General features: G+C 34.1%; 13 protein-coding genes. 3 read left to right on the top strand and 10 right to left on the bottom strand.

Translation table 11 applies throughout. From position 1 onward, the window contains the following. Nucleotides 1-189: 189 nt before the first annotated feature. Nucleotides 190-3,330: a T9SS sorting signal type C domain-containing protein gene (locus tag A4F88_RS25155; RefSeq protein WP_082815718.1), complete on the bottom strand. Its 3,141-nt coding sequence runs from the start codon at nt 3,328-3,330 to the stop codon at nt 190-192. A 308-nt stretch (nt 3,331-3,638) separates the two neighbouring features. On the opposite strand from A4F88_RS25155, the gene A4F88_RS07565 reads away from it, so the two are divergent. The 3 genes from A4F88_RS07565 to A4F88_RS07555 all read left to right on the top strand — a co-directional run bounded on the left by A4F88_RS07565 (nt 3,639) and on the right by A4F88_RS07555 (nt 11,952). Next, nucleotides 3,639-4,100, top strand: coding sequence for a regulatory protein RecX (locus tag A4F88_RS07565; RefSeq protein WP_068841970.1), 462 nt, complete (start codon nt 3,639-3,641; stop codon nt 4,098-4,100). Between the two features lie 358 nt (nt 4,101-4,458). Further along, nucleotides 4,459-8,673 carry an Ig-like domain-containing protein gene (locus tag A4F88_RS07560; protein WP_068841969.1) on the top strand — a complete coding sequence of 1,405 codons (4,215 nt, stop codon included), beginning with the start codon at nt 4,459-4,461 and terminating at the stop codon, nt 8,671-8,673. A 183-nt stretch (nt 8,674-8,856) separates the two neighbouring features. Beyond that, a complete protein-coding gene (locus A4F88_RS07555; RefSeq protein WP_068841968.1) occupies nt 8,857-11,952 on the top strand; it encodes a DUF7507 domain-containing protein in 3,096 nt (1,031 codons plus the stop codon). A gap of 183 nt (nt 11,953-12,135) precedes the next feature. On the opposite strand, the gene A4F88_RS07550 is transcribed toward A4F88_RS07555, so the two are convergent. The 9 genes from A4F88_RS07550 to A4F88_RS07510 all read right to left on the bottom strand — a co-directional run bounded on the left by A4F88_RS07550 (nt 12,136) and on the right by A4F88_RS07510 (nt 19,822). Continuing rightward, a complete protein-coding gene (locus tag A4F88_RS07550; RefSeq protein ID WP_068841967.1) occupies nt 12,136-13,302 on the bottom strand; it encodes a beta-ketoacyl synthase N-terminal-like domain-containing protein in 1,167 nt (388 codons plus the stop codon). A 68-nt stretch (nt 13,303-13,370) separates the two neighbouring features. After that, complete coding sequence (gene bioA / locus A4F88_RS07545) at nt 13,371-14,642, bottom strand: adenosylmethionine--8-amino-7-oxononanoate transaminase (RefSeq protein ID WP_068841966.1); 1,272 nt, start codon at nt 14,640-14,642, stop codon at nt 13,371-13,373. Between the two features lie 78 nt (nt 14,643-14,720). Further along, nucleotides 14,721-15,338, bottom strand: coding sequence for a dethiobiotin synthase (gene bioD, locus A4F88_RS07540; RefSeq protein ID WP_068841965.1), 618 nt, complete (start codon nt 15,336-15,338; stop codon nt 14,721-14,723). A 160-nt stretch (nt 15,339-15,498) separates the two neighbouring features. Continuing rightward, a complete protein-coding gene (locus A4F88_RS07535) occupies nt 15,499-16,113 on the bottom strand; it encodes a hypothetical protein (protein WP_068841964.1) in 615 nt (204 codons plus the stop codon). Next, nucleotides 16,103-16,606 carry an RNA polymerase sigma factor gene (locus A4F88_RS07530; protein ID WP_068841963.1) on the bottom strand — a complete coding sequence of 168 codons (504 nt, stop codon included), beginning with the start codon at nt 16,604-16,606 and terminating at the stop codon, nt 16,103-16,105. Before A4F88_RS07530 ends, A4F88_RS07535 begins: the two co-directional genes overlap by 11 nt. A gap of 7 nt (nt 16,607-16,613) precedes the next feature. Continuing rightward, nucleotides 16,614-17,477 (bottom strand): TraB/GumN family protein, encoded by an 864-nt coding sequence (locus tag A4F88_RS07525; RefSeq protein ID WP_068841962.1) that lies wholly within the window; start codon nt 17,475-17,477, stop codon nt 16,614-16,616. A 74-nt stretch (nt 17,478-17,551) separates the two neighbouring features. Next, nucleotides 17,552-17,749 carry a hypothetical protein gene (locus A4F88_RS07520; protein WP_068841961.1) on the bottom strand — a complete coding sequence of 66 codons (198 nt, stop codon included), beginning with the start codon at nt 17,747-17,749 and terminating at the stop codon, nt 17,552-17,554. Nucleotides 17,750-17,960: 211 nt separating this feature from the next. Beyond that, nucleotides 17,961-19,097, bottom strand: coding sequence for an aminotransferase class I/II-fold pyridoxal phosphate-dependent enzyme (locus A4F88_RS07515; protein ID WP_068841960.1), 1,137 nt, complete (start codon nt 19,095-19,097; stop codon nt 17,961-17,963). A gap of 86 nt (nt 19,098-19,183) precedes the next feature. Continuing rightward, complete coding sequence (locus tag A4F88_RS07510; RefSeq protein WP_068841959.1) at nt 19,184-19,822, bottom strand: NAD(P)-dependent oxidoreductase; 639 nt, start codon at nt 19,820-19,822, stop codon at nt 19,184-19,186. Between the last annotated feature and the right edge of the window lie 37 nt (nt 19,823-19,859).

Below are 19,859 nucleotides of genomic sequence, written 5' to 3'. Positions count from 1 at the left end.
TCTTTTTTTTGAAAACATTGCTTTTCCGACAAACAACAAAAATATCCGACAAAATACATCATTTTAAAAATTATAAAAATGTTTCAGAAAAAAAAACTTACTTTTTAAAAGCTCGTTTTTTGATTTTTTGCATAAAAAAATCCATTTACAAGTATGTAAATGGATTTTTTTAACTGAAAAGTGAATTATTTAATAAATTATTTTTTTTGTTGAAGTATTGTTGTTATCTGAAACTACCTTTATCAGAAGCATCTGATGACTTGATTTTAAAGTACTTATTCTTAAAATATTAGATGAAATACCAGTTTCTTTATAAACCAATTGACCCGTTAAATCATAAACAAAAACTGTCTCAATATTTTCATCTCCAGAAGAATTAATTGTGATGATTTTGTCTTTTACCGAAACTTTCAAATTCTGACTTTTTTCTTCATTTTCTATTACCCCTAATGTAGCATTTGTATAACGCAGAACAAATCGATCTTTAAAAGTTCCTGTTGCTGATGTAAAAGTATAATTACTTGTACTCAGATCATGAATAACATTCGTCATTTTATCTTCAATATAAATCGCATGATTACTTAAATCTCCTTCTGCATGGTCTATTGCGATTGTAAAATCACCGGCAATTGTACTTCTATACCCTAAAGGAACGAAATCTGTATTTTGAAATGGTAATGCACGTCCCTGAATTACAAAATCAGTTCCGTTATTAATACTATAAAAATCTAAATATGGATTACCATCAAAAGTTTCGCCATCATACCTATTTTCATTATCATTTGTTGCCCCATCAATATAAGCTACCAACAGCTGTTTAAACGCTCCTCCATCATTTGTCATATTTAACCATAAACGATGTGTCTCTAATTCTGATTGTTTTACAGTATTTCCATTTTTAAAAAACTGACTATTATTTGTTCCTCCTAATCGCATTGCATTAGTGAATGAAATGGTTCCCGCAGCATTCGCACTAGCAAAAAAGGACTGTCCTGCTGCAATTTTACCTGAAGGGGTTGCATTATTATTGCCTGCATTTCCAGAAGGTGCTGGCGCGGTCCCTACACCACCACTAAGGTTGTAACTGGCATAATCATTTGAGTTATATTGATATGCCCCTTGTAAAACAACCGGAGTATTATGAGTCCAAAAATAAAGGGTTCCATCTAAAAATGTATTGGCTCCTAAAAAAAGATCTGCGTTTAAAGCCGAAGGATATGGATTTCCTACCAGATAAAAATTACCTGCTGAAACGGTCTCTCCTGATATGTTACCATCATTAGGCACCCCAATAAAAGAAGCAGTATAATCTGACTTTACAGTACTAGAGTAGTTTTGCGGACTACGAATAATATACCCCTTACCGATAACCATATTTGTATTGGGATCTATTGACGCCCATGCTCCATTATTAAATGCAAGATATTTATCACTTAAAGTTAGTGGAGAAACATCTACTAATCTTTGAGGATTAACTGGTGATGACCAATACACAAAATCTCCCAGAATAATTTGTGAACTAGTACGCATGTAAACAATATTACCTGTATTAACAGCATTTGATGTTTGTAACAAACTAGCATTATTTTGAAAAGTTAATGTTCCTCCATTATTTGTTAGTGCATTTGATAAAGTCATTGTATCTGAGGATTGAATCAGAATATTTACTCCAGAATTTACCGTACAACTACAGCCATTAATATTTCCTGCACCTCCGCCAGCAGAAGTAAAATTCCCTGCAAAGACAATATTCTGGTCTACTGTTGGTGTTCCGTTTGACCATGAAGTAGTATAAGTATTTGTAACCAATCCTGGCACTATTGCATTAGCAGAGTTTAGCGAAGTACAAGTTCCATTGCTAACTGTAAAAGTATATGTATTGGCAGAAAGTCCACTCACATTCGCTATTGTTCCTGAATAGGGTTTTACAATAGCTCCCGGATACATTGTGAGCGTTCCTCCGGAAGGAAGTCCGCTAAGAGCAACGGCACCTGTAGGCACAGCACAAGTTGGCAATGTTATAGTTCCTATTATGGGCGCACTTGGTAAAGGATTTACAGTTACAGTTGTAAAAGCAGAATTTGCAGTAATACAAGTTCCATTTTGTACGACAGCTCTGAATTGAGTAGTCTGTGTTAACGCTCCCGATGTATAAGAAGTAAGCCCCGCAGTAGCGGCGATATCAGTCCAGGCTGAAAAAGGACTAATAGAATATTGCCATTTAACAACTGTACCTGTTTCACCTGACAAAGCTAAAGTCGCACTTGTAGAACCACTACAAATTGTTGTACCTCCTGTTACACTTCCTCCTACACTTGCTCCTGACACTGTTAGACTTGCAACATTTGCTGTACTAATTGTAGAACTACAGGTGCCTGATGCAAGGTTTGTTATTGTTATAAGACTTGTTCCCACAGTTGTTAAACCTACAGCTGTAAAATTTCCTGTTCCGGCTGTAGTAACCGTCATAGCAGCAGTTAAACCTATAGCTGACGGGTTACTACGATTGTAAGTTACAGTATAATTACCAAGAGGTAAAAGAGCTGCACTTGAAGTTAATACTACTGAAGAATTTCCGTCAGTTGCACAAGCGTTACCAGCTGTTGTTCCCGTAATGTTATAAGTAGGGCAGGTATAGGTTATTTTGACCTGACCACTAGCGCCTATACCTCCAATTTGAGGAGATCCAGAAGCTGAATTTATAGCTCCGCTACCTCCACCTCCGGGAGCACTTCCCGGATTTCCGGGACTATTTCCTAAAAGTAAACTTGAAATAGCGGCACCACCAACACCACCGGTAGGATTAGCACCATTACCTCCTGCACCTGAAGAAAGACCTAATGTTAACAAAGCCGAGCTACCGTTTCCTCCTCCTGAACCTGCAGTTTTTGTAGTACCAAATGAAGCAGTAGTAGTACCACCAGAACCTCCCGATGGTGTATTTCCAGTTGTATTTGCAGATCCTCCTGCTCCACCGGCAGCTAGAACTACTGCCTCGTATCCTGTAATAGTTGAACTTCCGCCACTTGCTCCATCGGTAAGAGTTCCTGATGTTTGTCCTGCAACAACAACATTTAAAGTTGCGCCAACTCCTACCGTAATAGTTCCAGAAACATATGCACCACCACCACCACCGGCTCCTCCTCTACCCAGAAGTAAACCGGCACCACTTGCTCCACCACCGGCACCACCACCGCCCCATGCCTGAACAGACATGCTTGTAACTCCTGCAGGAACTACTAAAGAACCATTGGTTGTAAATGTAGTAGTGGTCTGAGACCATGAATAAATACTAATAAAAACGAATAACAAAGATAGTTTTAGTCTCATAATAGTAGGATTTAAGATTAAAAACAATAATTCTTCTGCGCTATTGATAGGAAATATTAAAAAAAAAGATTTTTTTTGCGACTTGAAGCTTAAATCTAAATTCCATTTTTATTTAAAAAAGCGCTACATCTAAGTTACTGAAATAAAGATACTTATAATATAAAAAGTGATATTTACTTACAAAAATTGTATTTCCTGAAATTATTTAACTTAGTTTTCCCAAAAAATTACTCTTTTAGTTGTATATTCTTACTTTTTGTAAAAAAAAGACAAAATTTTATCATTTCTAAAATTCAATACTCTAAACCATGATAAACCAAGAAGTTTTGTTAAAATTAGAACACTTTTGCGCCTATCAGGAGCGATGCCATGCAGAGGTTGTTACTAAACTATATAGTTTAAAAATCACACCCGATGAAATTGATGCTGTCATAGTGAGACTTATAGAAACTAATTTTTTAAATGAAACCCGCTTTGCATGCAGCTTTGCCAGAGGAAAACACCGTATTAAACATTGGGGAAAAATCAGAATTACCAATGAGCTTAAAATGAGACAAATTTCAACATTCAACATTGCGCTAGCACTAAAAGAGATATCAGCAGAAGAATACGAAACAACTTTTCAAGAACTTTCAGAAAAATGCTGGAATAGTATCCAGGAAAAAAACACGCTAAAAAAGAAAAAGAAATTCTGCGATTATATGTTACGGAGAGGATATGAAAGTTTTCTAGTTTACGACAAAGTTACTTTTCTCGAAAAAGAAATTTAATAATTTGAGATTTAAAAAAAGGTCAAAAAACCCACTAAATTTTCTTACTTTCTGCAAGTTCATTTTTTCGTTTATTTTGAAGAATAATCATCTTTCCTCGCTTTTTTTGAATAAAAAACTCAAAAAATCTTAAAATCAAGAGCTTAAATTGCGATTTTTCTTATATTTAAAAACTCCATTTTATAAGAAATAACATAAATTGACAATTTCTATAGTGTCTTTTATCGAGTATTTTAACATTTCATCGATTATATCCCCATTCTCAAAACCTCCATTTATTCAAACCCGTAGATGTATCTATATTTGCGCTGGCGTGAAGTACTATGCCAGCATAACAAGTTGATAGAAAACATTTAACATGAAAAAAATTTTACTTTTATTTTTATTTTTACCGTTTTTAGGATTTAGTCAGATTGACTTGGTAAAATGGAATGCTGCGAATGCTAATACTTTGAGTCCAACTTATTTAGTTTCTACTGTTACTTCCCAAAACTTATATTCAAATAACGGGATAAGTCTTAGTTATATTTCAAATAACAGCACAGATACTTTCTTTCAAACAGGAAACTGGCCAACTCCTGCAGATAATGGCGGTGAATATAATCCATCAAAATATATTCAATTTACAATAAAACCAAACACTGGCTACAAAGCTGACTTAAGCACTTTTACCTTTCAGGTAAGATCTGGTTCAGGGAAATTTAGAGTTAAATATTCTAAAGATGCTTCTTTTGCCACTGGAGTGAAGGATTTAATTACTGAAACTACAACTCCAAGTTCATGGACAACCTATAGCCCAGGTTTTTCGGCAGAAATTAATCCGGTATTAGAATCTGAAACTGTTTATGTTAGAATTTATTCATACAGCACCTACAACACTTTTGAAGTAAAAACAGGTACTGATACCAGCAATATTGTACCCCTTATCAAAGGAACCATAACAAGTTTTGACTCTTCCAAAATAATGGCTATCAATGACTATGTAAGTACAACAAAAGAATTAGCTGTAAATATTAATGCATTAAACAATGATGTTAAAAAAGAAACTGTTACATCCTTAACACTTTCTACCACTCCTCCTGCATCAGAGGGGACTGCACTTATCAATCCTGATAAAACGATAACTTTTAATCCTGCTCAGGGATTTACAGGAACATCTACTTTCAATTATACGATATCAGGACCAACAGGAACTTCTACAGCGACAATTAAGGTAACTGTTTCTGATCTTACAAATGATAATTTATCACTTTGGAACGGAGCTTCATCAAGCTATAATCCTGTTACCAATGCTTATGTCAACTCAAATTCACCAGTAACAACAACAGGAGCATCACTTAATTATATTTACCAAAACACTACAACAGCTTTTTTTCAAACAGGAAATTGGCCAACTCCACAGCAAAATGGAGGTAGCTATGATCCTAATAAATATATTCAGTTTAAGATTAATCCCGATTCGGATCATCAATTAAATCTTAAGCAATTTAATTTTGTTTACAGAGGGAACGGGAAATTTCAGGTACAATATTCAAAAGACCCTAACTTTGCTACAGGAGTAAAAGTTTTAATTCCAGAGACTAATAGCGCTTCATCCTGGGCAACTCTAACTAATAATTTAGCTACAGACATAAGTCCGGTTCTTGCCAATGAGACTCTATATATTCGATTCTATGTATATAGCACTAATAATACTTTTGAAATATTAAATGGAAATGGAAATAGTGTTGGGCCAGTTATCACAGGAACTGTAAAAGACATTAATACCTTAACAGCAAATAATGATGCTATTTCAACTCCTATAAATCAGGCAGTAACAGTACCAATTCTGTCAAATGATGTTATTGGTGGTTCTGCTTTACAACAAATAACAGTAACACAGCCAACAAACGGAACTGTAACGGTTAATGGTACATCAAGTGTAACTTTTACGCCTTCCAGTAGTTTTACAGGAACGACTTCTTTTACTTATACCTTGCGAAATGCTAATTCAAATTATTCATCAGCGACTGTTGGTGTAACAGGAACAGCTGCAGTTTGCTCTGCAACTCCAACAGCAGGAACTAATTACTGGAAAGGATTTGTATATACTTACACTGGAAATACGCCGGCAACAACTACTTATGTTGGATCTGTAGCCGAAAAAGCAATTTTTGACCGTAATGTAGGCGACGGTACAATTACAGGTGACTCAAGTGTAGAAGCAAATAACTTTTGTGGTACTGTTCCTAATGATAAGTTTTTTGTTCGTTATTTAATGAAAGCAACAACAACGGCTGAAACTTATAATATCACAATTGGTGGTGATGATGGAGTAAGATTGTACATTGATGGAACATTGGTTCCTTTTACTCCTGCAAATTCATGGACGGATCATAGTTATGTTACATATTCTGCACAATATACTTTTACTGCCGGTACACATGATTTTGTTTTAGAATATTATGAAAATGCTGGTTCTTCAAGAGTGTCATTTACTTATGGTGCGATAAAAGGCACTAATGCAACTCTTGCGTTTGGAGACAACAAATGGAATGTTTACGGTTTCAACTTACCAGATATATCATTGCCATCTGCTGCTTATGCCGGAACTTATGTTGACAATAATTTAAATATAAATACACAGGCATTTTGGGATAGAACCAAATCTCCATCTTATTACTCTGGCTGGCAAGGTGCTCCTATGAATGTGGACCAATTTGCAATTACATACAAGCGTCAGGGTTTTCCTTGTGGTCGCTACCAGATACAATTAGTAAATTGTGATGATGTTGGTGAAATTTACATTGATGGTGTAAAAGTATTTACCCAGGCAAGTTATACTAATACTGCAGTATTAATAAATGGCGGACAACAATATACTTTAAACAAAAATTCTAAAGTTGAAGTACGTCTTAGAGAAGATAATGGAGATGCTACTTTAGCTATTAATTTTATCGATGTGCCTTTTAATTATGATGGATCAACTGCTCCACCAACAGATTCGTCTATTATAATAAATAACAATCTTACATTATCAAATGATTTGCAAGTTTGTTCTTGTACAGTAGCCGCCGGAAAAACGCTTACAATTGCTACAGATAAAGTTCTTACTGTACTTGAAAACATTACTGTAAATTCTACTGGTAAAATAGTGGTTCAAAATAGTGGTTCTTTGGTACAAACAAATAACAATTCTACTTATACTGGTGACGCAACTTCATTTGAGTTATACAGAAATACTACTCCTGTAAATCGATTTGATTTTACATATTGGTCATCTCCTGTATCTGGTCAGACTTTATATAATTTATCTCCAAATACTCTATATGATAAATACCTTGAGTATGACTCATCAATTGATAATTGGAAATATTTAGAAGGAGGAAATTATGTTATGCAACCCGGAAAAGGATATATTGTTAGAGCACCTTCGTCTTATGCTGTTAGTGGCAATCCTCAGGTTTTTCAAGGAAAATTTGCCGGAGTACCAAACAATGGAATATTATCGACTCCTGTAACAAATAAGGCAGGTAATACTAGTACAACTAATTTATTGGGTAATCCTTATCCTTCAGCTCTAAATGCAGATCAGTTTTATGCAGATAACAGCTCTCTTATCAAAGGTACTTTTTACTTTTGGACACATGCAACTACTGTAATTCCGGATTCAAATGGTTATTACTCATATAGTGCTTCAAATTATATTTCTTATAACGCCACTGGTGCGACTGATACCGGAGATACTACAAACTGTACTACTTGTGGCGGAAGTAAGGCTAATGGAAACATTGCTTCTGGTCAGGGATTTTTTGTTGAAGCTAAAACTACAGGAAATGTTGTTTTCAATAATGCATTAAGAGTAAAAACAACAGCCAGCAATAACCAGTTTTCTAAGACAGCAAAAACTGCTACTGTAGAGAAAAACAGAGTTTGGCTGAATCTTAAAAATAATGAAGGAGCTTATAATGAAATGCTGTTAGGATATGTTACCGGAGCAACAAATGAACTGGATGATGCTTATGATGGTGATTCTTATGCATCAGGAACGGCTTTGTACTCTATTTTAGAAGATCATAATTTGGTCATTCAGGGACGTGCCCTACCTTTTGAAGAAGAAAAAGAAATAATTCCTTTAGGATACACTACAAGTTCAGCTACTCAATACACTATAGGTATTGAAAGTGTTGATGGACTTTTTCAGGATAAGAATGTTTACTTATTAGATAAAACTAATAATACAACAACAAATTTAGCCAGTCAAAGATATACGTTTACTACTGATGCAGGTACATTTAATGATCGTTTTGTTCTTTCATTTTACAAGAAAACGCTTGGAACTGGGGATTTTGAAAATGTTAAAGACGGTATTTTAGTTTCGGTAAAAAACAAAGTTATTAATGTGGTTTCATCTAAAGAAAGCATCAAGGATGTTACTCTTTATGATATAACAGGAAAACAGCTTTATAACAAAAACAAAGTTGACAATACCGAATTACAAATTCAAAACCTGTCATCAGCCAATCAGGTTTTATTGGTAAAAATCACTCTGGACAATGGCTTTATTACAACTAAAAAGATAATTTTTAATTGATATAATATAAATCAAATGTAAAAATCCGACAACGCAAGTTGCCGGATTTTTCACGTAATAGCAATTCTAAATTTTATAAAATATCCCCCTATAATATTCAAAAATGTACCTTTTTTAAACCCTTTTAAATTACTAGTTTGTCTATTACTAACCCTTGGTAAACTAAAATCAACCAACCTTTTTATGTCCCAAAAATCGCTTATTTCATTACATTCTTCTTTATTAAAAAAATCAATCCTGTTCTTACTTCTATTCTCTTCAAAATCTTACAGTCAGGTAGTTACCATTACAGAAATTCATACAGACTGGAAAGGATACTGGAAGTCTAATGCTATTACCGGAACAGGAAACCGACCTGATGATTATAATAATTTATTGGCTTTTAAATGGAATAATATTATTTATTCTACCGGAGTTGACGATAACACACTAACTACTAAAGGAGTAGTTTTCAGTTCTCAAAAGTTCAGATCTTTAAAAATAGGTAGTTTAGGATTAAACAGTAGTACCTATCTTTTGCAAGGCTCCATGATTGACAAATCTGCAACAATGGCAATTTTAGATCCGGCATTAGCGGGATCAGTTGCAACCGGTGCAGAACTGGCTTCCAGACTTACTGATGGTTCTAATGGTTTATCATTAGGAACAGGTGTTGCCAACATAAAAGCCGGTTCTGCCGAATTTAAAATTGGAACAAACAATCTAAACTTGCTTGGCATAGATGATGGTACTCCTGATTTAATTATAACACAAGTTGCAGATCCAGGGACTGTAAGCCAGGCTGATATTTTTAAATTTGTGGATATAAATGGAAACACAATCGGAAACGAAATATCTGTTGCATTTGGAGCTGTTGCTGCCGTAGGAACTTATAGTTTAGATTTGTTTAAAGCAGATGGAGGCACAAATGGTTTTTCTCCGGCATCTACAAGAGATATCAGACTGGTAGGAATTGAAACAAAAGCTTTTGGTATTACAAGTTCGAATGCTGCTCAGGTAGACCGTTTTGTAATTAATTTTACTGGTAGTTCAGATTGTGCTTTTATTGCTTTTAATACTAACTCATTAAAAATAGCCGAATTAAGTTTAATTAAAACAGGTTCTATGTCATCTTGTGGGAAAGTTGGAGATGAGATAACTTATACTTTTGATGTAAAAAATACTGGAGAGGTACCTATTAGCGATATTTATATTACAGATCCTCTGCCCGGAATGATCATTTCCGGAGGTCACTTCTCTTCTTTGGCGCCAAACGCCACAACAACATTTACCGGAAAATACAAAATAACTGCTGCAGATGTTACTGCTGGTAAAGTAGTCAATTCAGCAAAAGTTACCGGAACAGATCCTTCATTAAATATTGTAGAAGATATTTCAGGTAATACCTACACAGACAATATACCTACTACAACCAATTTACTTGCACCGCCTACTATTGGTACTATTACTCATGCCTCTTGTAATAGTTTAGGAAAAGTAGTTTTAGGTAATTTACCTTCTGGAAGCTGGATACTAACACAAAGCGGAACATTTTCAGCCACAATATCTGGAAGCGGAACATCTTTTACAGTCGAAGATCTGAGCGCAGGGACATATAACTTTAGAGTAAAAAATAGCAACGGTTGCGTTTCCCCAGCTACATTGGATGTTTCCATCAAAGATTTCTCATCTACAACCTGGGATGGTAATACATGGCTTGGCGGTGCTCCGGATGCCAGCAAAAATTTAATTATTAATTCGGTTTCTCCTAATCAGCCATTTACAGGAGATACTACAGGGTGTTCGTTAACCATTAATCCGGGTGTAATTGTAACAATTCCAACAGGAGTAACGTTAACCATTACTAATGCAGTAACCACAAATGGCCAGTTAATTTTTGAGAACAATTCCAGTTTAATACAAACAACTAATACAACCAATACGGGCAACATTACTTACAAACGTATAGCTCCAAAAATTCGTCAGGCAGATTTTGTATACTGGTCAACACCTGTGAATCCACAAAAGTTAATCAATGTTTCACCTAACACACTTTCAGACAAATATTATGGTAATGATGGTATGAATTGGGTTCAAACTGACCGAAACACAAATATGGTGGTTGGAAAAGGTTATATTATTCGTGGTCCGGAATCTTATTCTAACACTGCCAAACAAGATTATGAAGCTTCATTTATCGGAGTCCCAAATAACGGAGATTTACTAGGGGAATCTTTAAACAGTGACAAGTATTATCTGATAGGAAACCCATATCCATCAGCTTTAAGTGTAGATAAGTTAATTGATGGAAATACAATTTTAAACGGGACTGTTTATTTATGGACTCATAATACTCCTGTTAACCCAGTGGGATATTATCAATATAACACTAATGATTATGCCAGTTACAATCGTACAGGAAGTATTAGAACAGCAGCTCCAACAGGTAACATTGCAGGAAATAATAATGATAAACCAAACGGTTTTATAGCAGCCGGACAATCTTTTTTTGTTAGTACACTTTATTCAGGGCAAGTTATTTTTAAAAATTCAATGCGAGAGGGAGGAACAAACAACAATCAGTTTTTCAAGCCTGCTCAGGCTGCAAAAGAAACAGGTCTTGAAAAAAATCGTATCTGGTTAAACATGACAAATACAGAAGGCGCTTTCAAACAATTATTAGTAGGTTATGTAGAGGGCGCAACCAATAACTATGAAAATAAATTTGACGGAATAAGTTTAGACGGAAATCCGTATTTGGATTTTTACAGTATCGTTAACACCGATAAATTTGCAATTCAGGGACGTGCCCTCCCATTTGCTGATACTGATCTTGTCGCATTGGGATACAGAACCACAATCGATGGTGATTTTACGATTTCGATAGACGAAGTTGATGGAAAAATGAACAATCAGGCTATTTATATCGAAGATAAAACAACTGGTATTATACATGATTTAAAACAGAGTAATTATACTTTTAAAACAACAACAGGAACTTTTACAGATCGATTGGTATTGCGATATACAAACAAAACATTAGGAACAGGAGGTTTTGAAAATATTGAAGACGGTATCTTAGTTTCAGTAAAAAACAAAGTTCTCAATGTAATCTCATCCAAAGAAAACATCAAAGAAATTACTCTTTATGATATATCAGGAAAACAGCTTTACAGCAAAAACAAGGTGGGCAGTACAGAATTAAAAATTCAAAACATATCCTCAGGTAATCAGGTTTTATTGGTAAAAATTACCCTCAATAATGAGTTTACAACAACCAAAAAAATCATATTCGAGTAATAAAAACAAATCAGATCTCATAAATAGATTGTTTCAAAAGTCGAAACAATCTATTTATGTATTTCTTAGTTCTGCAGGAGCATTTAACAAGTAGAAATCATATTGTTATCAACATTTAAGTTCTATAGTAACGTTTGATTTTGACATCGTTTTTGAACAATCTGACGCACCTAAATCAAAACATCATGGCTTCTCAACCAGAACACTCACCGCATTTCCTCCAAAACCAACAGCATTCACTAAAATCTTTTTAAGTGGTCTTGTTTGTTTTTGTTGTTTCCCAAAAGGAACTCCAATAAAAGTATCCTGCTGAAACATAAAAAGAGCCAATTCTAAGCTCAATATTCCGGATGCTCCAAAAGTATGTCCAACCTTCCATTTATTAGTCGTTAATAAGGGCAATTTAGATCCAAAAACTTTTTCAATAGCACGCAATTCTGTTAAGTCTCCTTTTATTGTTCCGGGAGCATGCATAACAATTGCATCAACAGTTTGTAAATCTATTTCTTTTAGTGCCATCATCATTGATTTCTGAAAACAGGTCGCTTCTGCAGAAATCGAGATATTATGCTCTAAAATCTCTGTTGCATAACCAACACCTGCAATAAAAGCAATTGCATTTGATTGTTCTCCCGCTTCTAAACAACAAACCGCAGCTCCTTCTCCTAAAATCATTGTATTCTGCGTTTTCTCAAAGTCAAAAGCAAGATTTGGCCAGGGTTCTTTCTCCTGATCAATTCTTGAATAAATCTTAAGTGCCCGCATTTGAGCAATTGTAAAATCAGTCAGAGGAGCTTCACTTCCACCTACTAAAAATTTATTTGCCATTCCGGATTTTAGCCATGCTACTCCATTTAATAAAGCATGAAGCGCTGTTGAACAGGTTATAGAATGTGAAATTTCAGGCCCAACACTTTGCAAATCATGCGCAATCCAGGAAGATATATTTCCTAAGGTTGTAGTGGGCGATGCCAAAGTCTGTGCTTTTCCGGTATCGATGTATTCTTTATAGTGTTTTTCGAATAAGTCTGTGGCTCCACGAGAAGATCCGATATTGATTCCAAAAACAGCATCTGAATTCCATCCCGCTTGCTGAACTGCTTTTCGTGAAGCTGCAAGAGCAAACAAAACCGAATCATCCAGAAATTTATATTTAGAATCTGACTCACGGATTTCAGTTACAATTTGCTTCGATTCAGTACTTAAAGCTGCTACCGAAGTTTCCTGCTGATCCAGGAATTGCCTGGAAAAACAATGTTGATCGTCAAGATATTTATTCCAGATTTGCTCAGCATTGTTTCCTAACGGAGAAATGGATGAAAAAGCTGTTATGGAGATTTTATTGTTCAATGTAATGTTTTTACTGTAACGTTCAGGTTTTAAACTGAACTTATTTTTACTTCTATAGTTTATATTTACTATACCATTTCTATAGCTTCTTCGATAATCGAATACACTTTTTGAAGTTGTTTATCTGTCATAATATACGGAGGTAAAATATATACGATATTCCCAACCGGACGCAAGACAACTCCTTTTTCGATAAAGAAATTATAGAGTTTTGTTCGCATGGAACCATAATAACTTTCCTGTGAATCAGACTTTATTTCAACTGCAAAAATAACACCCAACGTTCTTGCTGTAACTACTTTTGAATGGTTTTCAATTTTCTTCTGAAAGTTTAAATGACTTGCATTAATTCTTTCAATATTTAATTGCATCTCCTCTGTTTGCAATAAATCAATGCTTGCTAATGCTGCTGCACAACCTGTTGGATTGGCTGTAAAAGTATGTCCGTGAAACAATGCCTTATTAATATCATCATCATAAAAAGCATCAAAAACCTCCTGAGTAAAAGTGGTTATTGCCATTGGGATTGTTCCTCCGGTTAAAGCTTTAGACAAACAAATCATATCCGGCTCTTCAGAAACATAATCCATTGCAAAGGTTTTACCTGTTTTACCAAAGCCTGTCATGACTTCATCGGCTATGGTTAAAACATTATTTTCTTTACAAATCCTGATCAGTTTTGCTAAAGCTTCCGGCTCATACATTACCATTCCGGCAGCTCCCTGCACTAAAGGTTCAAATATAAAACCTGCACAATTATGATTTTGAATTACATTTTTCAAGGCATCAAAACTTTCCTGTTCCTGCCCTTTTACCGGAACCGGAATTCGGACAACATCTATAAACATTCCCTGAAAAGCTTGTGTGTAAAAGGAAATTCCGCTTGCTGCCATTGCTGCAAATGTATCGCCATGAAAAGCATTTTCGAAAGCAATTATAGTAGTACGTTTTTCATTTTTATTGAAAAAATATTGCAAAGCCACTTTTATCGCAACCTCGACAGCTGTTGAACCATTATCCGAAAAGAAAATTTTTTGTTGGTTTTTCGGTAAAATCTCCATTAGCTTTTCTGCTACTTTTATGGCTGGTTCATGTGTAAAGCCTCCAAACAAAACATGTTCTAAAGTGGTCAGCTGTTTGTAAATTGCATCTGCAATAAATTTATTACTGTGTCCAAACGGATTTACCCACCAGGATGCAATTGCATCGATATATTCTTTACCATTTTCATCCCAAAGCAAAGCGCCATCGCCTCTGGAAATTGCAATTGGAACTTGTGCCGTTTTATGCTGTGTATAGGGATGCCAGAGATATTGGCTGTCTTTTTCTGTTAAAGTCATATCTAACGAAATGTTTTTTGTGAGATGTGAGATGTCTTACGTGAGCTAAAATCAGTTTACATCTTACAAATCACGTTTTTACAATTTTAATACGTTTTCACGAAACAAATCCGCATATTCACGAATTACATTTTGATCAAAATAAGGTTCTTCATCAATTCTTCCAATAGCTTTTATTCCGGTTTTATTTTGAATGATGTCTTCTGTCGATTTGTTTTCGCTTCCGCTAAAGATAATTCCCGCAACTTCAAAACCTCGATTTCGAATAGCTTCAATAGTCAATAAAGTATGATTGATACTTCCTAAATAATGCCTGGAAACGACAATAATTTTATAATCAGGCTGAATCAGATCGATAATAGTTTTGGTATTATTTAAAGGAACAAAAATTCCGCCAGCACCTTCGATTACTAAATGATTATCGGTTATTGGTTCCTGAATTTGTTTCAGATCAATTGTAATGTTGTCAATTTCTGCTGCCAAATGCGGACTTGCAGGTGTATTTAACTTGTAGCTGTTCTCAAAAATTTTAGTTTTTTGATTTGAAATTCCTGCTTTAATCTTATGACTATCTGAATGATCCAGATCTCCTGCCTGAATTGGCTTCCAATAATCAGCTTCCAGAGCTTCAACAATAATAGAAGAAGCAATTGTTTTTCCAACATCTGTAGAAATTCCTGTAACGAATATTTTCATAGTCTTTCGTTTCGCAAAGATTCCAAAAAGCTCAAAACACCACAAAGAATAAATAATTTTGTGAGCCTCTGCATTTTCACTGCGAATCTTTGTGTAATAATTTAATGAAACAAAAATACCAATAAAAACAACAAACCCATCAATTATGATGGGTTCTGTTTTATTCTTCTTTTAATTCGTCTATAACTTTTTTAATTTCTTTGGCATATTTCCCATAAAAATAGTGTACCCACCATTCCAGTGCCAATCCCATGAATAGTATAGAAAATGTAACTATAGTAAAAACGCTAATCAATTGAGAATTACTAAAATTGTTTATCTGAAATCCCGGATCCTGAGAAAAATCATTATATAAAAATCCAATTAAAAACAAAACGATGAAAGGTGTTAAGGCAAACCCAAAGGTTTTGTATAATTCCATGTTCAGTCTAATATCAAAATAAGTTTCATACAAACTGTCTTTTGTTTTTAAAGTGGTATTGCTTAACCTTTTGTAAAACCAATACAGTTTTAATAAATAATAGGCGCAAACTGCTACAAATATGCTATAGAACAAATAAAACGGCATAATCCATTTCTCATCAAAGGCAAATATAAGAGGTATGAATCCGTTAATAATTGTAGCAACTCCCTGAAGAATAAGTTCGTTTTTAAGATTTACTCTAATCCAGTCCAACGGTGTATTTGCAGATTGTATTTTTTCTAAGTTAGTAGGAACAACAACATTATCTGTTTTTTCGTTATTCCATGCGTTTTGTATATCGTTAAAATCCATATCCCTGATTTTTAATTATTTCTTTTAATTTCTCTTTTGCTCTGTTTAGTTTCACTCTGGCATTTCCTTCAGATATTCCCAGATTCTCACCTATTTCTTTATGAGAAAACCCTTCGAGCTGATAGAAAATAATCGCTTTATCAATTTTTTCAAGTTTTTGAACAGCTTTATAAAAATGATCGATCTGGCTTTCCTTGATATGCGAGTCGCCTTCCTCTTCTTTGATATTCTCAGAGGCAATTTCATATCTGTCCACTTTTCGTTTTTCTTTTTTTAAGAAAACAATTGCTGTATTTACTGCAACACGATACATCCATGTCGAAAACTGACTTTCGTTTCTAAAAGAATCATACGATTTCCAAAGCTGACAAATAATCTCCTGAAACAAATCTTTTTGATCATCATGATTATCCATGTACATTTTAGAAACTTTATATAGTATTCCTTTATGACTTTCGATCCGATTTAAAAATTCCTGTTCTTTCTCTTTCAAAACGATTTTATTTCATTACTGGTTCTACTTTATATCCTGCTTTTCTCAATAAATTAATTACTCCTTCTTCACCTCCTAAATGCCCCGCACCAACGGCAAAGAAAACACTTTCTTTTTTCATTAATTCAGGCATCATTTTTATCCAATTACTGTTTCTGTTATCAAGTATAATTGCTTTTGTTTTCTGACTCGTAAATTTATCATCAGTTATTATATTCAACAAACTATCAATATTTTCTGCTTTGTAAGCTGATACTAATCTGGCAGTTTCTTGGCTACTTGATTCTGATAACAGACCAATCATCTCATTATTTGAATACGCATTTTCAAGTATTGCAAATTGAGACTTAACCGTTTCTAATCCTCCAATTTCAATATTCTTTTTTTTCGCCTGCTCTATAAATTCCATTTCGTAAAGTTTCATATCTGTGCAGCCAAAAGTTTTCATCGAAATTAAACTCATCACTGTCATTAAGTTAAAACTGTCAACTTGCTGAACTGTCATTCCCGCAGTCTTTTTTAAAATTGCATCTAATTGAGACAATTCTTTCGGATTTAATTTTTTACTCAATGGCTCTTTTCCCATAGTCATTTTTTGCATGTCTGCCATTTCGTTCGGATCTGCAAAATTGATTTCTAAAACTAATTTATTAGAAGCTTCGAATGCTTTTTTTGTTTTTTCTGAAAGAAAATAATCGCCTCCACAAATCATATGAATTGTTCCGTATAAATAAGAAGGCTTTTCTAATCCGTTTCCTGACACTTCCCATAAAAGAGAGTTTTCTAATTTTGGAGATTTCTTCTGTGCTTGTGTTGCTCCGCCAAAAACTAATGTGATAGCTACGATTACTGATGTAAATAATTTTTTCATTTTGTTGATTGATTTTTTGATTGATGATAATTGATTTTGATTGACTTATAATCTGATTGATGACTGAAATCCGCTTATTTTTTACTGTATTTTTTTCTTTGCCACAAAGCTATCGAAGCAAGAAACAAACACAGCATTACCAGAAGTAAATCTTTATTAGATTTCTCTAAAATAAATTGGTTTACTAATGAATAGCCAAGTCCGGCAGAAGTTAAAAAGGTAAATACGAAATGGAATATTTTTTCGCTAACTGAAGTTGATGTTGTTTTCATAGTTATTTTGGTTTATTTGATTACGACTCGTAAGTAATCAAACATCCAAAACGTTACAAAAAAAATTCAACTTTTTTTAAAAGTGAGTAAATACGGGCAATGGCAACTGATATTTTTTATTTCGCAAAGGTTCACGAAAGAAAATATACAAAGATTCAAAAAGTTGTTTTTGTGTATCTCCGAGCAATTTCGTGTATCTCTGTGAAATAACTTAAAACAGAAAATCTCTTAATAACTCTAAAACCTGATTAATTTCTTCTTCTGAATTATAACTATGGATACAAAAACGCAAACGCTCTTGTCCTTCAGGAACAGTTGGCGAAAGTATGGGCTTCACATCAAAACCTTTGCCTTGTAATTGTTGCGCCAATTTCTTTACATTTTCGTTTCCCGGAACGATTGCCGATTGTATTGCCGATTTACTTCGAACAAACATGGGCTTTAAACCCAATAAGTTCTTTTGCTGATTAAACAATACAATGTTTTTACGTAATTTTTTGATTTCGATATTTTCGATTTCTAACTGCTGATAAGCAACTAAAATTGTAGCAACAGCATGCGGAGATAATCCTGTTGTGTAAATAAAACTTCTGGCAAAATTTACCAGATATTCTTTAAGCTCAATGCTTCCTAAAATTACAGAACCGTGACATCCCAAACCTTTCCCGAAAGTCATGATTCGCGCAAAGATTCTATGATTTAATCTCAATGTTTGTATTAAGCCTTCGCCTTTGTCACCAAAAACACCTAAAGTATGCGCTTCATCAACAATTAAATAACAATTATACTTTTCTGAAAGCTCCACTAATTCTTCTAGATTAGGACTATCACCATCCATAGAAAATACGGTTTCAGTAACAATATAAACATTAGTATCTCGAAATTTTTGAATGAGTCGCTCTAAATCTTCAAAATCATTATGATTAAATTTATACGATTTAGCATTCGACATTGTAATTCCGTCACGAATAGAAGCATGACTTAATTCATCATACAAAATAACATCATTTCGCTGCGGTACAGCGCTAAAAAAACCAACATTGGCATCGTAACCCGAATTGAAAATTAAAGTCGATTCAGCATCATGAAATTCACCAATAAAGCTTTCTGCAATTTGATACAAGGAATGGTTTCCGGAAATTAAACGTGAACCTGTTGCTCCATTTTGAAAAATTTCATTTTCTAATAAATAAGCATGAGTGAGTTTAAAAATAGATTCTGATTTCGAAAACCCAATATAGTCATTTGAAGAAAAATCAACTAAATTATTAAACACAGGTAATTTTCTAAGCGAATTATTCTGCTTTCTGGTTTCGAGTTTCTGAATCAGATTTTCCGGTAATTTCATAAAAGCAAAGTTATAAAATTGATTCTAATATAAAATCACAGCGGGTCATATCATATATCATAACCCGCTGCTTTTAGATAAACTATTTAAACGGCACTAATAAATGGTGATTGCCTGCTGAATTTTGATTCAATCATTTCTTCGACCATAAATCCCGCAATGTTTTGGGCACTTATTTTATCTCCCAAACAGTCTTCTGTATTTACTGAAATTTCAGTAATCAGATCTGTAAATTCAATAAACGGAACCCGAACCTGAGTCCAGTTAACTTCACTTTCGGTTAAAAACCCATATGCTTTTTGCCTGTCTTCCTGAATTAGAGGAAAGTTATTTTTCATCCATTCAGTAGCCATAAGCGTTTTAGGACTTTTTTTATCAAATGGGGTATCAATATTCAAACCGGCAAGCAAAACATAACGTTGAATGCTGTAATCTTTCATTGTTTTCAAAATGTTTCTGGTTGCCACACTTGCAACCAAAGATTCATTTTTTCTCTGACCAATTGTACTCATTACAGCCTGGCAATTCATGAGTAACTCTTGTATTGATTCTATGTCAAGGGCATCACCTTTAACAATCTCGATTTTTGTATCCTGAATGGTAAAATCTTTAGGATTTCTAAGCAAAAGTTTAACGCTAAATCCTTTTTTTAATAACTGGTTTACAAGGTATTTTCCAGTTCTTCCGCCACCGCCCAAAACGGCAACTTTTTCTATATTTTTCATATATTCTTTATAAAATTTGACATAAATATCTAAGCCA

This window comes from Flavobacterium chilense (assembly GCF_001602525.1).
Classification (GTDB): domain Bacteria; phylum Bacteroidota; class Bacteroidia; order Flavobacteriales; family Flavobacteriaceae; genus Flavobacterium; species Flavobacterium chilense.
Note: the sequence above shows the minus strand (reverse complement) of the source record. Positions and strands in the feature narration are given on the sequence as shown.